This window comes from Pseudomonas sp. NPDC090233, from assembly GCF_044772285.1.
Lineage (GTDB): Bacteria > Pseudomonadota > Gammaproteobacteria > Pseudomonadales > Pseudomonadaceae > Aquipseudomonas.
On sequence record NZ_JBIVYQ010000001.1, the window covers coordinates 241502 to 257322 of the forward strand.

General features: G+C 63.7%; 12 protein-coding genes. 5 read left to right on the top strand and 7 right to left on the bottom strand.

The features are described 5' to 3' along the window. The first annotated feature begins 1 nt into the window (after position 1). The gene (locus ACIQUF_RS01365; protein WP_403127216.1) at positions 2 to 1927 is read left to right on the top strand and encodes a S8 family serine peptidase; all 1926 of its coding nucleotides are present in this window, start codon (positions 2 to 4) and stop codon (positions 1925 to 1927) included. On the opposite strand, the gene ACIQUF_RS01370 is transcribed toward ACIQUF_RS01365, so the two are convergent. Then, positions 1924 to 4068, bottom strand: coding sequence for a methyl-accepting chemotaxis protein (locus tag ACIQUF_RS01370; protein ID WP_403127219.1), 2145 nt, complete (start codon positions 4066 to 4068; stop codon positions 1924 to 1926). The two genes, ACIQUF_RS01365 and ACIQUF_RS01370, sit on opposite strands and share 4 nt — an antisense overlap. Before the next feature lie 198 nt (positions 4069 to 4266). Here ACIQUF_RS01370 and ACIQUF_RS01375 point away from each other — a divergent pair, with 198 nt between their 5' ends. Then, positions 4267 to 5586, top strand: coding sequence for a Na+/H+ antiporter family protein (locus tag ACIQUF_RS01375; RefSeq protein WP_403127222.1), 1320 nt, complete (start codon positions 4267 to 4269; stop codon positions 5584 to 5586). Positions 5587 to 5590: 4 nt separating this feature from the next. On the opposite strand, the gene ACIQUF_RS01380 is transcribed toward ACIQUF_RS01375, so the two are convergent. Continuing rightward, a complete protein-coding gene (locus ACIQUF_RS01380) occupies positions 5591 to 6598 on the bottom strand; it encodes a FecR family protein (RefSeq protein WP_403127225.1) in 1008 nt (335 codons plus the stop codon). 235 nt (positions 6599 to 6833) lie between these two features. Between ACIQUF_RS01380 and ACIQUF_RS01385 the strand changes: the two genes are divergently transcribed. From ACIQUF_RS01385 to ACIQUF_RS01395, 3 genes are read left to right on the top strand one after another with little or no spacing between them, the layout of a single operon-like run. After that, positions 6834 to 7307 carry a MarR family winged helix-turn-helix transcriptional regulator gene (locus tag ACIQUF_RS01385; protein WP_403127228.1) on the top strand — a complete coding sequence of 158 codons (474 nt, stop codon included), beginning with the start codon at positions 6834 to 6836 and terminating at the stop codon, positions 7305 to 7307. 30 nt (positions 7308 to 7337) lie between these two features. Further along, on the top strand, positions 7338 to 8531 hold the full coding sequence (locus ACIQUF_RS01390; RefSeq protein ID WP_403127231.1) for an HlyD family efflux transporter periplasmic adaptor subunit: 1194 nt from the start codon (positions 7338 to 7340) through the stop codon (positions 8529 to 8531). Beyond that, positions 8528 to 10063, top strand: coding sequence for a DHA2 family efflux MFS transporter permease subunit (locus tag ACIQUF_RS01395; protein ID WP_403127233.1), 1536 nt, complete (start codon positions 8528 to 8530; stop codon positions 10061 to 10063). Before ACIQUF_RS01390 ends, ACIQUF_RS01395 begins: the two co-directional genes overlap by 4 nt. Before the next feature lie 111 nt (positions 10064 to 10174). Here ACIQUF_RS01395 and ACIQUF_RS01400 read toward each other — a convergent pair whose 3' ends face one another. The 5 genes from ACIQUF_RS01400 to ACIQUF_RS01420 all read right to left on the bottom strand — a co-directional run bounded on the left by ACIQUF_RS01400 (position 10175) and on the right by ACIQUF_RS01420 (position 15711). Beyond that, positions 10175 to 10513: a hypothetical protein gene (locus ACIQUF_RS01400; RefSeq protein ID WP_403127236.1), complete on the bottom strand. Its 339-nt coding sequence runs from the start codon at positions 10511 to 10513 to the stop codon at positions 10175 to 10177. Positions 10514 to 10625: 112 nt separating this feature from the next. Next, on the bottom strand, positions 10626 to 11861 hold the full coding sequence (gene glcF, locus ACIQUF_RS01405) for a glycolate oxidase subunit GlcF (protein ID WP_403127238.1): 1236 nt from the start codon (positions 11859 to 11861) through the stop codon (positions 10626 to 10628). A 9-nt stretch (positions 11862 to 11870) separates the two neighbouring features. Then, complete coding sequence (glcE, locus tag ACIQUF_RS01410; protein ID WP_403127241.1) at positions 11871 to 12923, bottom strand: glycolate oxidase subunit GlcE; 1053 nt, start codon at positions 12921 to 12923, stop codon at positions 11871 to 11873. Continuing rightward, positions 12923 to 14422, bottom strand: a complete 1500-nt coding sequence (gene glcD / locus ACIQUF_RS01415) for a glycolate oxidase subunit GlcD (protein ID WP_403127244.1) — start codon at positions 14420 to 14422, stop codon at positions 12923 to 12925. The genes glcE and glcD overlap by 1 nt, the downstream gene beginning before the upstream one ends. A 56-nt stretch (positions 14423 to 14478) precedes the next feature. Continuing rightward, positions 14479 to 15711: a M20/M25/M40 family metallo-hydrolase gene (locus ACIQUF_RS01420; protein ID WP_403127249.1), complete on the bottom strand. Its 1233-nt coding sequence runs from the start codon at positions 15709 to 15711 to the stop codon at positions 14479 to 14481. Positions 15712 to 15821 lie beyond the last annotated feature (110 nt).

The window sequence follows — 15821 nt, forward strand, 5'->3', positions numbered from 1 at the left end:
GATGAATTTGAAACTGGATTTCGTGTACTACCGGAACTTCACCTTTGATGGGCACTTTCATGTGCGCTGCAGCGGTGACGACCTGCACAAGGTCAAGTCCATTCACTATCTGTTGGAGCGCACGGACGCCGAGGACGTTGTCCACCTTGACGGCCTCACGGTACCTTCGCAGGTCAGTAGCGGCAGGGTCGCCAACCACGGTTGCCCGGCTACCTTGAGCTGCGACGCACTGGCGGGCAGCTACAGGATCAGGCCGCAAGTCACGCTGTTGGACAGCGAAGTCCTCAAGTTGAACCTGCCCCTAGACGCGGACGCGACCTTCCGTCCCGAGCCGCTGCTGATCGTAGTCAGCCAGGTGGAGTTGACCCGTCGGCTGCTCGACAGCGTGCCGCTGCCTTCGGTCAACACGCGACGCAAGCGCTCTGTTCAGGCTGCGAACGCTTTCCCGTATCGGCCAGAAGGCCAGCGATACCCGGCGTTGGTCGTGGTGTTCGGCGAAGGGGGGAGCGCGCGATTCATGGCCGATCTGCAGCCGGATTCCGGGTCGACGTTGGCAAAGTACTGGCCTGACCTTCGAAAAGTCATCGATCCGCAACCGTTTCTGGACCCGCAAGAGCGAGAGGATCAGCGCTTCAAAGTGCTCGCCAACCACTACTGGATCGAGCAGCCTCACAGCATGCTCAACGAGACCTTCGTCAGCTTGATCCAGACTCTGGAGGCGCTTGATTACGTAGAAGCCACGTCCTTCGTTCCGCCGCAACTGGAACAGGGCAATGTGTTGCTGGCCGGGGCGGCGATCATTGCGACACTGCTGACCGGTACAGCCTACGTCCTAGGCACCGATGCCAATGAAGAAGCCCAGCCCACCCCCGACTTTGAAGCGCTGCAACGTTATCTGAACGCACCCGGCGCCAGGGACAAAGGCTTGAACATCCGCAAGGCCTGGGAGGCCGACGTCAAGGGCAAGGGCGCGCGGGTGCATTTCTCTGATGGCGGGTTGCATGTAGATCACGAAGACCTGCGTGGCAACTCTAAACTGAAAATCATCCCTCCAGTGGTGGACGACGACCCCGATCACGGCACCGCATCGGTTGGGGTGCTGTTGGCACGTGACAACGGGCTTGGCATGACCGGAGTTTGTCATGCGGCAGAGCTGTTTTTGTATGACAACCGTGCAAAGGATGCGCAGGGTTATTCACAAACGCTGAAAAAGCTGCTGGCGTATGCGCGAGCAGGCGATATTGTCGCCATCAACCGCCAGACGGCCAATATCAATGCATTAGGGACATTTTTGCCATCCTTGCATGACAAGCCTTGGTGGGATGTCTGCCGTTATCTGGCCGAGCGTGGCGCTGTGGTGATCAACGCAGCCTGCAATGGCACCTACCAGGATGACGCCAATGCGGGCACCGTCAAAGGCTTTGGTGTCGACCTGGGTGAGTGGCGCTATTTCAACGATCATGGCGATGCCGGTGCGATTCTGGCGGGCGCCTGCCATTCCTGGGACGGCAAGCCGCACGCGTACTCCAACTTTAACTATCGCCACCGCATGCTCAACGCTTGGGGGGACAGCGTGGCAACGTTGGGTAAAGGTATGCTGCAGGACAAGCGCGGCTCGGATCGTGACTACCGCGACAGCTATGCGGGAACCTCCAGTGCGACGCCGCTGGTTGCCGGCGCCCTGGCGCTGATCCAGGCGTATGCAATGGAGCAGCATCACCTGTACTTGAACAGCGACCAGATGCACTTGCTGGTGATGCAGTCGGGTTACAAGGATGCAACGTTGCCACAGACCGACAAGTTGCCGATGGGCGCCCGACCAAACGTTCTGGGCGCCCTGATGTTGCTCGACAAGATCCTTCAGGCAGGTCGCTTCCACCTGCCGGACGATGGTTTCTGCGGTGACGAGTGTGCGCCGCAGGGCTAAACCCGGAACTGGTCCATCAGTGCCTGCTGCTGGTTGGCCAGGCTGTTCAGCGACTGGCTGACCCGCGCTGACTCGTTGGCCTGCCCCGACAGCGACTCGGTCACATCGCGGATGGTCGCGACATTGCTGTTGATTTCCTCGGCCACCGCGCTCTGTTCCTCGGCGGCCGAGGCGATCTGCAGGTTCATGTCGGAGATCACGGTCACGGCCTGGCCGATGCGCTGCAGTGCGGTGACCGCCTGGCCGACCTGGTCCACGCCGCCCTGGGCCTGGCGATGGCTGTTGTCCATGGCGCCGACCACTTCGCGGGTACCGGCCTGCAGCGCTTCGATCACCTGGCGGGTTTCTTCCACCGACTCCTGGGTGCGTTGAGCCAGGTTGCGCACTTCGTCGGCGACCACGGCGAAACCACGGCCGGCCTCACCGGCACGGGCCGCTTCGATGGCGGCGTTGAGCGCCAGCAGGTTGGTCTGCTCGGCAATCGAGCGGATCACCTCCAGCACCGAGCCGATTTTCTCGCTGTTCTGCGCCAGGCCTTCGACTTCGGCCATGGCGCTGCTCATGTCGGCGGCCAGGGCGTCGATGCTGCGGGTGGTGCGGTCGATCACCGCGAGGCCTTCGCGGGTGGCCTGGTCGGCGTCGCGTGCGGCCTGGGCAGCCTGGGAGGCGCTGCGGGCAACGTCCTGGGCGGTGGCGCTCATTTCGTGGGAGGCGGTGGCCACCTGGTCGACCTGGCGGTACTGCTGCTCCATGCCGGCGCTGGTTTGCGTGGCAATCGCCGAAGACTGATCGGCGGTGCCGCGTGCGGCCTGTACCGAGCGTTTGACCTCGGCGATGGTCGGTTGCAGTTTGTCCAGGAAGCGGTTGAACCAGCCGGCCAGTTCGCCGAGTTCGTCGCGTTTGTCGTAGGTCAGGCGGCGGGTCAGGTCACCTTCGCCGCTGGCGATGTCCTTGAGCATCGCTGCCACGCCGAGGATTGGCCGGGTCACGCCACGTGCCATCAGCCACACCAGCAATAGGCCGACGATGGCCGCAGCCAGGCCCAGGCCCAGCTCCAGCAGGGTACCGCTGGTGTTGAGGGCATCCAGCTCCTGTTTCAGTGCCTCGGCCGGCCCGGTCAGGGCGTTTTCCGGCACGTCCAGCAGCACGCCCCAGGGTTGCGCGCCGGGAATCGGCTGGAAGGCGGCGAGCACTTTGAGGCGTTGCTGGTCGTGATGGACGGTCAACTTGCCTTCGGCCAGCGTGCGCACCAGTTCGGCGCCCTTTGACGGGTCGACCTGATCGAAGCGCTGGGCCAGTTTGCTGGCGTCGGCGCTGTAACCGGCCAGCAGGCCCACGGGGCTGAGGATGCCGACCGTGGTGCGGCCTTCGTACAGGCTGCGGCTGGCATCCTGACTCAGGGCCTGCAGGCTGTTGAGGTTGATGTCGATGGACAGCGTGGCGATGATTTTGCCGTTGACCGCCAGCGGGAACACGATGCTGGTCATCAGCACGCGCTGGCCGTCGATGTCATAGAAGTACGGCTCCACCACGCAGACTTTGCCGCTGCTGCGCGGGCACACCCACCAGGTGTTGGCGGGCTGGCCGCTGGGGCCGATCTCGGTGTTGGCCATGTCGTGCTCGGGCAGGGCCATGGCGGTCAGCTGGCCGGCGCGGGGTTGCGACCAGTACAGGGCGAAGCGCCCGGTTTCGTTGCTGCCCAGTTCTGCCTGGCCGGTGAACAGGCTGTCCTTGCTGTCCAGTGCATTGGGCTCGAACACCAGCGACAGGCCCAGCAGGTCGGGGTTGGCCTGCAACGCCGCGCGGACCTGGCGGGTCATGTCTTCACGCAGGTCGAACGCGTCCAGGTAGCGTTTTTCCGCCTGCTCGCGCAGGAACAGCACCTGGCGGGCAAAGCCTGCGCCGTATTGATAGGCATCCATGAACTGACGGCGGATGTTCAGCGCCTGAACCTCGCCTTGCGACTCGATGCGCGCCTGCGCGGCCTCGCTGAGCATCTGCATGCTGCTGGCCTTGACCAGGTCCGAGCTATGGTCCATGCGGTACAGCGAAAGGCCGACGAGCAGGCTGACAATGCCGGCCAGGCACAAACCGGCGAGCAGGGTGATCTTCCACTGGATGGAGAGTTGTCGCAAAGGCATGAGGGGGGATCCCTTTTTCTGGCAGTAAGGGTTTGGCTTTGGAGCTGTATCGGCCTGCGCATTTTTTTCTTTATTCAAACATTCAATTTAAATTTTTTTGTCCGCGTAATCCGCCGCACCCTGGCGTTTTTGACATCTGCCCGCGACTGCTGCAGAGTGCGCGGTTTTTGTCCGCAGCTACTAGAGGTAAGCCAAACCATGAATGCAGTGATTGCCGCTGTCGGCATCATGCTGATACTCAGCCTGTCGCGGGTGCACGTGGTCATCGCCCTGATCATCGGTGCCCTGGTCGGGGGCCTGGTCGGTGGCTTGGGCATCGAAGGCACGCTCAAAGCGTTCAACGGCGGCCTGGGTGGCGGCGCCACGGTGGCGTTGTCTTATGCGTTGTTGGGCGCTTTCGCCGTGGCCATCGCCAAATCTGGCCTGGCTCACGCGTTGGCCGACCGCGCACTGGCCATGATCGATCGCCAGGGCCACGCCAATGGCGGCAAGGTCAAATGGCTGCTAATCGGCCTGATGCTGGTGGTGGCGGTGTCGTCGCAGAACATCCTGCCCATCCACATCGCCTTCATTCCGCTGCTGGTGCCGCCGCTGCTGTACGTGCTGACCCGCCTGCGCATCGACCGGCGGCTGATCGCCTGCGTGATCACCTTTGGCCTGATCACGCCGTACATGTTCCTGCCGGTGGGCTTTGGCAACATCTTCCTCAACGAGATCCTGCTGGCCAACGTCGCCCGCGCGGGCGTCGACATCAGTGGTGTCAATGTCACCCACGCCATGGCCATTCCGGCTGCGGGCATGTTGGTCGGGCTGCTGCTGGCGGTGTTCGTCAGCTATCGCAAGAAGCGTGACTACGACCTGGCACGCATCGAACAGGTCGAGCAGGTGAGCGTGCAGTACAACCCGCTGACCCTGCTGGTGGCGGGGCTGGCGATTGCCTCGGCATTCATCGTCCAGCTGTGGCTGGATTCGATGATCATCGGCGCGATGGTCGGTTTCCTGATCTTCTCGCTGTCGGGCATCGTGCGCTGGAAAGACACCGACGACCTGTTCACCGAAGGCATGAAGATGATGGCCATGATCGGCTTCATCATGATCGCCGCCTCGGGCTTTGCTGATGTGATGAAGGCCACTGGTGAGGTTCAGAGCCTGGTGGAAACGTCGGCGCAATGGATCGACCACAGCAAGGGCATTGGTGCCTTGCTGATGCTGTTGGTGGGTTTGCTGGTGACCATGGGCATCGGCTCGTCATTCTCGACGGTGCCGATCCTGGCGGCGATCTTCGTGCCGCTGTGCGTGCAACTGGGCTTCGACCCGCTGGCGACCGTGTGCATCGTCGGAACCGCCGGCGCCTTGGGCGACGCGGGGTCGCCAGCATCGGACTCGACCCTGGGGCCTACTTCGGGGCTCAACGTCGACGGCCAGCACCACCACATTTGGGACACCGTGGTGCCGACCTTCATCCACTACAACCTGCCGTTGCTGGCGTTCGGCTGGCTGGCGGCGATGACGCTGTAAGGCGTCAGTCCTTGATGGGCGGCGGCGAAATGCGGTTGAGGACGGTGCTGCCGTCCTTACTTCGGGTCAGGTAGAGCGGCAGTACCTTGGGCAGGTTGTCCACCAGGCGCGCGACCTCGCGGGTGTTGTAGATGCCACTAATGCGAATGCGCCCGGTGCTGGCATCAGCCAGCAGCAGGGGGGCATCGAGGTAGCGGTTGATCACCGGCAGGGCCTGGTCGAGGCTTAGGTTGTCGAGCACCAGCTTGCCACTGCGCCAGGCCAGGCTGTTGGCGTAATCGTCGCTTTCGGCCAGGTGCGGCTCGAAGTCGCCCAGGCGATAACTGGCCTGCATGCCTGGGCCGAGGCGATAACCGCCACTGTTGCCATCGCTGCTGACCAGTACTGAACCTTGCACCAGGGTGACTTTGACCTGGTCCTGGTACTTCCACACGTTGAACTGGGTGCCGGTGACGCGGACCTGGCCGTGGCCCGCGCGAACGATGAACGGGTGCTCGCTGTCGTGCTGGACCTTGAAAAACGCTTCGCCACGCTTGAGCCTGACCTGGCGTTGATCCTTGTAATTGAGGTAGGTCAGTTCGGTATTGAGGTTGAGCTCCACCGAGCTGCCATCGCTCAACTGCACGGTCTGCACCCGGTCACTCGCTTCAAAGTGCTGATAGTGGTTGGGCAGCCAACCCTGCTCCCAACCAATCCAGCCCGCCAAGGGCAATGCCAGCAAGGCAAGGGCCGCAGCCGAGGCCATTGGCCGCCAGTGCCAGCGCCGAGCGGCCGGGCGCGCCGGTGGGTTGAATTCAATGACCGTGGCGTTACGTGGCAGCAGGTCGGCGGTTTGCCAGATTTCCAGCATCGCCTGGTACTCGTCGCCATGTCGCTTGTCCGCAGCCAGCCAACGGGCGAACGCCTCATGCTCTGCCACCGTGCAATCGTCGGCGTGCAGGCGCATGCACCAATGCGCAGCGGCTTCGGTAATGGCATCGTCTGGGTTGGGGTTGAGGCGGTCTTGATTCATTGCGGCTCCGGGTTTTGCGCATTCTACCCTTTGCTAGGGGTTCCCGAGAACCGAGGTAATGGCGAATGACTATCAGTTATGTAGCTTTTTCGTCGGTTACGCAACGGATTTTCCGTGTTTGAGAACCTTTCGCGCGCTCAATTCTCCATGAAAATTTGCGTAGGTACCTAATTAAAGCTTTGACATTCACTGCCTAGGCAGTAATATTTTTAAACAATTGCCTGAGTTGCTGCCGATGTCCCATTTCACCCCGGAGAATTTCCAGTCCTGCGCTATCGGCATGCTGTTGGGCCGCGCAGCGATTCTCAAGGACCGCATTCTCGACTGGCACCTGGAGTCGGAGGGCGTCACCGCCGCGCAGTTCAAGGTGCTGATCATCGTCACCCAGTATCAGGTGGATACCCCGGCCGAACTGTGCCGCTACCTGGGCCTGGACAGTGGTTCGATGACCCGCATGCTCGACCGCCTCGAGCAGAAGGGCTTGATCTTGCGCAACCGCTGCGCCGATGACCGCCGCCAGGTACGCCTGGCGCTGACCGCCGATGGCCAGCGCCTGGCCGACCGTTTGCCAGAGATCGGCGCGGCGGCGATGAACGAATTGGTCGGCGTGCTCCAACCCGACGAGTTGAAGACCCTCGAAGGCCTGCTGGCCAAAGTCCTGCTCGGTGCCGGCGACCCCCTGACGATCCGCCGCTTCGGCGATCGTTGAACCCTGTTACGCATTTTCCAAGGTATTGTCATGGCCACTCCCGCAGACACCACAACTCCCTCCGAAGCACAGCAGCCGTCGCGCAAGCGCAAGGTCTGGCTGCTCGGCCTGCTGCTGCTGGTCCTGCTCGCCGGTGCTGGCGCGTGGGCCTGGTACAACCTGATCGGGCGCTGGCATGAAAGCACTGACGATGCCTATGTCAACGGCAACGTGGTGGAGATCACGCCGCTGGTCACCGGCACCGTCACCAGCATCGGTGCCGACGATGGCGACCTGGTGCACGCCGGCCAGGTGTTGCTGCAGTTCGACCCGGCCGACAGCGAGGTGGCCTTGCAGGCCGCCGAAGCCAAGCTTGCCAGGACCGTGCGCCAGGTGCGCGGGCTATACAGCAACGTCGACTCGCTCAAGGCTCAGTTGCAGACGCGCCAGGCCGAGCTGCAGAAAGCCCAGCAGAACTACAACCGGCGCAAGGTACTGGCCGACAGCGGCGCGATTGCCGCAGAGGAAATTTCCCATGCCCGCGATGACCTGACCGTGGCCCAGGCCGCCGTCAACAGCGCCCGCCAGCAGCTCAACACCAGCAGCGCGCTGGTCGACGACACCGTGGTCTCGTCGCACCCCGAAGTCATGGCCGCTGCCGCCGACCTGCGCCAGGCCTACCTCGACCACGCCCGTACCACCCTGGTGGCGCCGGTCACTGGTTACGTCGCCAAGCGTACTGTGCAGCTCGGCCAGCGCCTGCAGCCAGGCACCGCGACCATGGCGGTGATCCCGCTGGACGAGGTGTGGATCGATGCCAACTTCAAGGAAACCCAGCTGCGCGACATGCGCATCGGCCAGCCGGTGGACATCAGCGCCGACCTGTATGGCAGCGAGGTCAAGTACAGCGGCACGGTCGACAGCCTTGGCGCCGGTACCGGCAGCGCGTTCGCCTTGCTGCCGGCGCAGAATGCCACCGGCAACTGGATCAAGATCGTCCAGCGCGTACCGGTGCGTATCCACCTCAGCGCCGACCAGCTCAAGGACCACCCGCTGCGCATCGGCCTGTCCACCGTGGTCGAGGTCGACCTGCACGACCAGAGCGGCCCGGCCCTGGCCCAGCAGCCGCCGCAACAGGCCAGCTACACCACCCAGGTATACGACCGCCAGCTGGTCGAGGCTGACGACCTGATCGCGCGGCTGATCCACCAGAACAGCGCCACTGGCAAGACGGCGCAACGATGAGCAACAACGCTGCGGCGCAATTCACCCCGCCGAGCCTGCTGCTGACCACCATCGGCCTGTCGCTGGCGACCTTCATGCAGGTGCTCGACACCACCATCGCCAACGTGGCACTGCCGACCATCTCCGGCAACCTGGGGGTGAGCTACGAGCAGGGCACCTGGGTAATCACCTCGTTCGCGGTGAGCAACGCCATCGCCTTGCCGCTGACTGGCTGGTTGAGCCGGCGTTTCGGTGAGGTCAAGCTGTTCATCTGGGCCACGCTGCTGTTCGTGCTGGCGTCGTTCCTGTGCGGCATCGCCCAGTCGATGCCCGAGCTGGTCGGTTTCCGCATCCTGCAGGGCGTGGTGGCCGGGCCGTTGTACCCGATGACCCAGACCTTGCTGATTGCAGTTTACCCCCCGGCCAAACGGGGGATGGCGCTGGCCTTGCTGGCGATGGTCACGGTGGTGGCGCCGATTGCCGGGCCGATCCTAGGTGGTTGGATCACCGACAGTTACAGCTGGCCGTGGATTTTCTTCATCAACGTGCCGATCGGCCTGTTCGCTGCTGCCGTGGTGCGCCAGCAGATGCGCGCACGGCCCGTGGTCACCAGCCGCCAGCCGATGGACTACATCGGCCTGTTGACCTTGATTGTGGGTGTCGGTGCGTTGCAGGTGGTGCTCGACAAGGGCAATGACCTGGACTGGTTCGAGTCGTCGTTCATCATCATCGGCAGCCTGATTTCGGTGGTGTTCCTGGCGATCTTCATCATCTGGGAGCTGACCGACCGCCATCCGGTGGTCAACCTGCGGCTGTTCGCGCACCGCAATTTCCGCATCGGCACGATCGTGTTGGTGGGCGGGTATGCCGGATTTTTCGGCATCAACCTGATCCTGCCGCAGTGGTTGCAGACGCAAATGGGCTACACCGCCACCTGGGCGGGCCTGGCGGTGGCGCCAATCGGCCTGCTGCCGGTGATCATGTCGCCGTTCGTGGGCAAGTACGCGCATCGCTTCGACTTGCGCGTACTGGCGGGGCTGGCGTTTCTGGCGATCGGCACCAGTTGCTTCATGCGGGCGGGCTTCACCAACGAGGTGGACTTCCAGCACATCGCCCTGGTGCAGCTGTTCATGGGCATTGGCGTGGCGCTGTTCTTCATGCCGACCTTGAGCATCCTGCTGTCTGACTTGCCGCCGCAGCAGATTGCCGATGGTTCGGGGCTTGCGACCTTCCTGCGGACCTTGGGCGGCAGCTTCGCGGCGTCGCTGACCACGTGGATCTGGATTCGCCGGGCTGAGCAGCACCATGCGTACCTGAGCGAGCACATCAGCCCGTTCGACCCGGCGACCCGGCATACCCTGGAGCAACTGGGTGGGGCGAGCCAACACAGCTATGCCCAGCTGGAGCAGATCGTCAATGCTCAGGCCTACATGATGTCGACGGTCGACTACTTTACCCTGATGGGTTGGGTGTTTGCCGGGTTGATTCTGTTGGTTTGGCTGGCCAAACCGCCGTTCACCGCCAAGGCCGGGCCGGCGTCGGCGGGGCATTGAGGGTGTTGCCGGGCTAGTCGTCGGGTTGATGGCGCCCATGAAATCGAGCGCCGCCCGCGCGGCGCTCGGTCTCTATAGCACCAAAAGAGTCAAGACGAGCACCCGGCCCCCTTAGAACCGCGCCGTACTCACCGTGATATATCCCTTGTCAGCCAGCGCAATGCGTATAACCGTCTCATCAGCCGGTGCCTTGCGCTTCTCCTTGATACACACGCCATCGACTGCAACCGCACGCATGCGTTGGGCGATGGCGCGCCCGCACGGGTCGAAGAACACCTCGCTGGCCAGCAGCTCGATACGCTCCACCAACTGCCGGGTGCGTTCGTCCGTGGCGCAAAAAAACAGTACCCCGGACAGGTGTGGATCTTCGTCCGGATTACAGACTTCATGGGTCAACAGTTCACGCAATGTACTGCGCAGTTCGGCAGTGGTGCGGGTGTGTGGTTGCATGAGCAGCGTCCTCTGAATCACGAATGCCGATCATGTTTTCGTTAGTCGGTCACGACAAGTAAGGCGATTCCGAACATATAAGTAGGAAGTTTCTGAAAATACGAAATGGCCGTTATGCAGAATGGCTCCGTTGCTTAAGGGCAGCTTCGACGATTTCGATCCAGTGTCGCACTGGTGTGCGCCCGGCACTGTCGAGGTGGGTCTGGCAACCGATGTTGGCGGTGGCGATGAGTTGCGGTTTGCCGCTCTCCAGCGCGTTGAGGCGGTTGTCGCGCAGTTGCCGCGACAGCCCGGGCTGGGTCAGCGAATAGGTCCCGGCCGAACCGCAGCACAAATGGCCGTCCGCTACCGGGGTCAGGGTAAAGCCTAGGCGCGTCAGCAGCAGCTCGACCTGGCCACCGAGCTTGAGCGCGTGCTGCAGGGTGCACGGGCAATGAAACGCCAGACGCTGTTCGGCGCACAGGCCCAGTTGCTCGACCGGTTCGTCGCGCAGCACTTCCACCAGATCACGCGACAGCGCGCTGACCCGGGCGGCCTTGGCGGCGTAAAGCGGATCCTTTTCCAGCAAGTGGCCGTACTCACGGACGAAGGCGCCGCAGCCGCTGGCGGTTTGCACGATGGCTTCGGCGCCCGCCTCGATGGCCGGCCACCAGGCATCGATGTTGCGCCGGGCGCGCTCCAGTCCACGCGCTTGAGCATTGAGGTGATAGTCGACTGCGCCGCAGCAGCCGGCCTCGAACGCCGGCTGCACGCTGATGCCCAGGCGGTCGAGCAGGCGCGCGGCGGCGGCGTTGGTATTGGGCGACAGCGCCGGCTGCACGCAACCTTCAAGCAGCAGCACTCGGCGGGCGTGGCGCAGCGGGGGGCGCTCGCCAGGGGAGGCGACCTGGGCGGGCAGCTTGCTCTTGAGCGTGGCCGGCAGCACCGGGCGCAGGACCTGGCCAGTGCGGCTCAGCGCCTTGAACAGCGTCGGGCGCGGCACCACTGCGCGCAGGCTCAGGCGCAACAGGCGCTGGCCAAGCGGGCGGGGCACCTGCTGCTCGACCACGGCGCGGCCAATGTCCAGCAGGTCATGGTATTTCACCCCGGACGGGCAGGTGGTTTCGCAGTTGCGGCAGGTCAGGCAGCGGTCCAGGTGCAACTGGGTGCTGGCGGTGACCGGTTCGCCCTCCAGCACCTGCTTGATTAGATAGATACGCCCGCGCGGGCCGTCCAGTTCATCGCCGAGCAGTTGGTAGGTAGGGCAGGTGGCGGTGCAGAAGCCGCAATGCACGCACGAACGCAAGATGCTTTCGGCCTCTTCGGCGCGGGCCAGGCGTTTGGCGCTGTCGCTCAGGTTGGTTTGCATGGCGTGGCCTCAAAGGTCCGGGTACAGGCGGCCAGGGTTGAACACACCCTGGGGGTCGAGTTGCTGCTTGAGGGCGCGGTGGTAGCGCATCAGCGCGGCGGGCAGCGGGGCGGTACTGTCATCGCCCAGGGCATATCCGGTGACATGGCCGCCAGCCTTGGACGCCTGCTCGCGGATCTGCCGTGCGGGGGCGGTCGACTTCAGCCAGCGCTGGGCGCCGCCCCAGTCGATGAGTTGGCGGCCTGGCAGGTCGAGTTCGCCGGCCGCAATTGGCACAGACACTCGCCACAGCGGTTCAGGCCCCTCGAAGAAGGCCAGGCGCTGCTCGCGCAGGTCGCTCCAGAAAGGGTTGTCCAGCAGCTCGCCGCCCAGGCGCTGGCGGGCCGACTGTACCGAGCCTTCACCGCCTTCCAGGCGTAGATAGAGAGCATCGCCATCATGGCACGCAGCGCTGATAGGAAGCGGCTGTTGACCCCATTCGGCCAGTTCGGCCAGCGCCTGGTTGCGGTCCATCGGCAGGCGCAGGCTTAAAGATTCACGTGGACGAGGCAGCACTTTCAGCGATACCTCGGTGAGCACCCCCAGGCAGCCGAAGCTGCCGGCCATCAGCCGCGACACGTCGTAGCCGGCAACGTTCTTCATCACTTCGCCACCAAAGCGCAGCAGCTTGCCTTGGCCCGTAATGACCCGAGTCCCCAGCACATAGTCGCGCACCGACCCGGCCCAGGGCCGGCGCGGCCCGGACAGCCCTGCTGCGACCATGCCGCCGAGCGTGGCTTCGGGGCCAAGGTGCGGGGGCTCGCACGGCAGCATCTGCCCGGCCTCGAACAACGCGGCCTCGATTTCCAGCAGCGGTGTACCGGCGCGGGCGGTGAGCACCAGTTCGGTCGGGTCGTAGCTGACTATGCCGCGATGGCTGCGGGTATCGACGACTTCTCCCGCTACCGGGCGGCCGAGCATGGCCTTGCTGTTGCCTCCCCGGATGCTTAGCGGGATGTTCAAATTCAAGGCCTGATTGACTTGCTCCAGCAGGTCCTGGCTGGCGTCGCGGTCCTTGCTCATCAAAAGCGCTCCAGGTCGGGGAAGGGCAGCTGCCCGTGGAGCACATGCAGGGCGCCGAACTCGGCGCAGCGGTGCAGGGTGGGAATGTTCTTGCCGGGGTTGAGCAACCCTTGTGGGTCGAACGCTGCCTTGACCGCATGGAACAGGGTAATTTCGTCGCTGTTGAACTGCGCGCACATATGGTTGATCTTCTCCCGGCCGACACCGTGCTCGCCGGTGATGCTGCCGCCCACCGCCACACACAGTTCGAGGATGCGCCCGCCGATCGCTTCGGCGCGCTCCAGTTCACCGGGCAGGTTGGCGTCGAACAGGATCAGCGGGTGCATGTTGCCGTCGCCGGCATGGAATACGTTGGCGACACGCAGGCCGTATTCCTCGGACAGCGCGCTGATGCCCTTGAGCACGCGCGGCAGCTCGCGGCGCGGGATGGTGCCGTCCATGCAGTAATAGTCCGGTGAAATGCGCCCAACGGCTGGGAAGGCGTTCTTGCGCCCGGCCCAGAAACGCACGCGCTCGGCCTCGTCGCAGGCCAGGCGCACTTCACGCGCGCCGGCGTGCTGCAACACGGCCGCCACCCGCTCGCAGTCGTCCTGCACATCGGCCTCGACGCCATCCAGCTCACACAGCAGGATCGCCGCGGCGTCCACCGGGTAACCCGCGTGAATGAAGTCTTCGGCGGCGCGGATCGCCGGGTTGTCCATCATCTCCAGGCCACCGGGGATGATGCCGGCGGCGATGATTTCAGCCACGGCTCTGCCGGCGTCCTCGACGCTGTCGAAACTGGCCAGAAGCACCCGCGCCACCTGGGGCTTGGGGAGCAGCTTGACGGTGACTTCGGTGACGATGCCGAGCATGCCTTCGGAACCGGTGAACAGGGCCAGCAGGTCGAACCCTGGGCTGTCGAGGGCATCGCTGCCCAGGGTCAGGCGCTCGCCTTCGATGGTAAGGATTTCGACCTTGAGCAGGTTGTGCACGGTCAGCCCGTATTTCAGGCAGTGCACGCCCCCGGCATTTTCGGCGACATTGCCGCCGATGGAGCAGGCGATTTGCGAGGATGGGTCGGGGGCGTAGTACAGGCCATGAGGCGCAGCGGCCTGGGAAATGGCTAGGTTGCGCACTCCGGGCTGGACCCGAGCGAAGCGGCTTTGCGGATTGACTTCGAGAATGCGGTTGAACCGCGCCATCACCAGCAGGATGCCCTTGGCCAACGGCAGTGCGCCGCCCGACAGCCCGGTGCCTGCACCGCGCGCCACCACCGGCACGCCACGTTGATGGCAGAGGGTGAGGAGTGTCTGCACCTGCTCCAGACGCTCGGGCAGTACCACCAGTAGCGGCACTGTGCGGTAGGCCGAGAGGCCGTCACATTCGTAGGGTTTGAGGTCTTCGGCGCGGTGCAGGATTTCGAGGTCGGGCAGTGCGTCGCGCAAGGCCTGCAGCAGGGCGCGCTGGTCCACCGCAGGCAGCGCGCCATCGACCCGTTCGTCATAGAGAATGTTCATCAGGCTCACTCAACGGCAATTTTTGTTGTTATGGGGTTGCTCGTACCGGAGCTATATCACTTAGCCAGATGCCTGATCATCGCGACGGTCAGATACAGTCGAGGCGCCACACTGCTCAGCTCGATGTATTCATCATCCCCATGCAAACCAGCCCCAACCACCCCCAAGGTCTCCAGCACCGCCGGCTTTTCGCTCCCTGGCACATAGGCATAGCCGGCATCTGTACCAAACCGCATGGCAATCGGTTCGATCTTTTGGCCAACCTCGCCATACAGCTGCTGCGCGGTCTGCGCCAAGTTCGCCGAAGCCTCGTTGCGTGCCAGTGGTGGCCGGCCTTTTTCGAGCGTGACAGTGGCTTGGGTATCGGCCACCAACTGCTTCTTCACGATGCGCAGGGCATCGGCCTGCACCCGGTCGGTCTCGCCCAAGTCTGAATAACGCATGTCCGCTTCGGCCGTGGCCAGGGCCGGGATGATATTGGCTTTCTCACCCGCCTTGGCCAGGGTCCAGTTCACCGTGGTGCCCTTGCTGGCATCGCCCAGTTCGTTGAGCTGGAGCAACTGATGGGCCAGTTCGGTCAGTGCATTGCGCCCTTGCTCTGGCGCAGAACCCGCGTGCGAGGCACGGCCCTTGACCTCCAGCTTCAGGCGGTTGATGCCGTTGGTGGCGACCGTCACGGCGTCCTTATCCGGTGGTTCGTAGGAGAACACGTAGTCATGCTGGCGGGCCAGTTCGGCGATGATCTGCTTCGAGCCAGCCGATCCCATTTCCTCGTCCGGGTTGAACAGTACGGTGAGCGTCCGGTACCCCTTGAACTCCTGTTCCTGCAGCAGCTTGAGCGCATGCAGGATCATCGCCACGCCACCCTTGGCATCGGCCACGCCCGGACCATAGGCGCGCGGGCCATCGACACGGAATGGGCGCTTGGCCACGATGCCGGGCACGAACACCGTGTCGTAGTGCACCATCAGCAGGAAATCCTTGCTGCCGGTACCCTTGAACGTGCCTACGATGTTGTCGCCCACGGACGGTTTGGCGGGATGGGTCTGGACCTCGGCACCCAGCGCCTTCAGGCGTTTGACCAGCTCGGCGCTGACCTGGGTCAGGCCAGGTTCGGTTCCGGTGCCGGTATCGACGGACACCAAGGTCTTGAGGGTTTCAAGGTACGCCGTTTGTTCGCCCTGGGCCTGTTTGAGCAGGTCCTGAGGAGAGGGTTCGGCGGCGGTTGCGTGGGTACAGGCGATCAATAGCGCCAGGGCAATGGCGTGGGGAGGGCGGGGCAAAGGCATTGGTTCTTCCTTGTAGGGGTGAACCGTTGAGCCTAGTCCTTCAGACGTAACCCTGCAGTTTCAGTGCAGCCCTTGGCGTAGGCAGGCCCGCGCCAAGGGCCACAACGGGC